This is a genomic window from Streptomyces kebangsaanensis (genome assembly GCF_001906585.1).
Taxonomy (GTDB): Bacteria; Actinomycetota; Actinomycetes; order Streptomycetales; family Streptomycetaceae; genus Streptomyces; species Streptomyces kebangsaanensis.
In genome coordinates this window covers 32,177-34,414 of record NZ_JUJA01000022.1, presented here as the reverse complement: position 1 = coordinate 34,414, position 2,238 = coordinate 32,177, and the positions used below count along the sequence as shown (strand labels likewise).

General features: G+C 66.2%; 1 protein-coding gene and 1 pseudogene. One reads left to right on the top strand and one right to left on the bottom strand.

Annotated features, from left to right (window positions below; translation table 11 throughout):
• Positions 1-149: 149 nt before the first annotated feature.
• On the bottom strand, positions 150-1,538 hold the full coding sequence (locus tag RH94_RS02380; RefSeq protein WP_073945630.1) for an IS1380 family transposase: 1,389 nt from the start codon (positions 1,536-1,538) through the stop codon (positions 150-152).
• A gap of 122 nt (positions 1,539-1,660) precedes the next feature.
• Between RH94_RS02380 and RH94_RS02375 the strand changes: the two are divergent.
• Positions 1,661-2,238 (top strand): annotated as a pseudogene (locus RH94_RS02375) (polymorphic toxin-type HINT domain-containing protein); the annotation flags it as partial.

The window sequence follows — 2,238 nt, the reverse complement described above, 5'->3', positions numbered from 1 at the left end:
CCTCGATCCACCGCGTGATCTTTGATCGCGCGGTGTGATTGGTTTCGGGGTGGATTTTCGGTTCCGGGCAGGGCGGGTTTCCGGATGGCCGTTCCGGTGGCGGGTTCTCCGAGGTCTTCCAGATCGTGGACGGGCGGGGGTCCGGTTGGTCAGGTCTGCATCCGCTGCCCGGTGGCGGTCCACAGGTCGGTGAAGTCGTCGGCCCAGCGCCAGCGTCGGGGCAGATGCAGCACTACTCGTCGTCCCGGGCGGGCGATGCGGGCCGGAACGGCGATGAGATGACGGCGGATCGTGCCGGTCCGTGCCCGTGCGTGGAAGGCGGAAGCGAGGTGTCCGGCCGCGCGGGTGAGGTTGTAGGCGGTGGCGGCCAGGGTGAGCCAGGCCGCGTTCGCGGTGAACTTCCCCGAGGGCAGGTGGGCCAGGGCGGAGTCCTCCAGATCGGCGAAGACCTGTTCCACCGCGGCGTGAGCACGATGCATGGGCTCGGCGTCGGTCAGGACGAAGGTGCTGTCGGTGAAGACCACATGATGGCGCCAGACCGCGAACAGCTCACTTTGTCCGTCGGGCACCGTCTTCGGGTTCAGCCGCTTCACGCGGCGGACGATCAGCCGGGCGGTGGTGTGGAACTGCTTCTTCTTGCTGGTGAACGCGGTGAACGGGATCTCGGCGATCTCGGCGTCGGAGATCCAGCGTTCCTCCTCGGCGTCCCAGATCGCGTCGGTGTACCGGATCGGCGTCCAGGCGTCCTCGGCGATGGACGCGATCGCTTCGCGGATCGTCTTGGTGACCGCGACGGCCAGCGAGAAGCGGGCGCCGGCCCGACGGCAGGCGGCGACGACCTTGTGGGAGAAGTAGGCCGAGTCGGCGCGCACGATGATCTGTGCGGTGATCCCCATGGCCCGCACCGTGGTCAGCGCCTCGCGCAGCAGACTCGCCGCCCCCTTGCCGGAGCCCGCCGAGCCCCTGCGCAGCCGGGTGGCGACGATGACCGGCGCGCAGGTGGACGTCTTGACCGTGACGATCTGGAAGTGCAGCCCGCGGACCTTGGTGTAGCCGAACGAGGCGCCCTGCTTGGCCGGGCCGTAGACCTGCTTGACCTTGGAGTCGATGTCGACGAACACCACCTCGTCCGTCGTGGGCACCAGTCCGGTGTGGGCGGCCAGGTTGCAGGTGAACGCGCTTGTCGCGGACTGGAGTTGCCGGACGTGTCCCCAGGTGAAGGCGCGCAGGAAGGTGCCCAGCGTGGACGGTGCCCGCACCCCTGCGAAGAGCTTCCGCAGCCCTCCGTGCCGCAGGACATCCAGGTCGTCGATGGAGTCGGCGCCGGCGGCCATGCCGCCCACGATGCTCATCGCCTTCGCGTCGGGGGCCGTGCCGGCGCCGTTGGCCGCGCCGGTCAGTTTGACCTTCTCGGCCACCAGAGCCGGCAGGCCGCACCGCTCGGCCAGCCGGATCACCGGGACCAGTCCGGCATGCGCGATGAGATTCGGCTCGTCGAACGCGGCAAACACCCGCGCCGGGCTGTGGGACGATTTCACTTGAGAGGTGCCTTGCAGGTCGGGACCGGTGGAAGCGTAGGAACTCCCATCATCCCAGGTCAGCGGGCACCTCTTCTGATTTCTCCGTCCACGGCCCGTCCGCTACGCGGTGGATCCAGGGTGAGTGCTTCCTTGCTGGCACGGCCGTCCTTATGGCGGACGGTGAAACAAAAAGCATTGAAGACATCGACCTGGGCGATAAGGTGCTGGCCACCGACCCCGAAACGGGAGAACGGGGCTCGCGCGAGGTAACCGGCCTCATCGTTACGGAAAACGACAAGCACTTCAACGAACTCTCGATCGCCACCGAAAGCGGGATCGAGAAGCTCACGGCGACCCATGAGCACCCGTTCTGGTCACCCTCGGAACTCGATTGGGTACCTGCCGCCGCCCTGCAACCAGGGATGACCCTGCGGACCGACGGCGGTGACACGGTCATCGTCACCGCCAACAGGGCGCACACAAAAAACTCCCGCACCTACAACCTCACAGTTGACGACCTGCACACGTACTATGTGCTGGCGGGGGAGACGCCGGTCCTCGTTCACAACAGCAACTGTGGCATTCGGCCACATGACAAAGCCCGTGGCGCTGCCGGTGTCGATGAAATGACAGAGACGCTTGAGAAGTTCTACGGCAAATCTGATATCTACAGCGAGAGCTACGGGAATGGATTTGATTTGTGGACCCCTTACGGCAG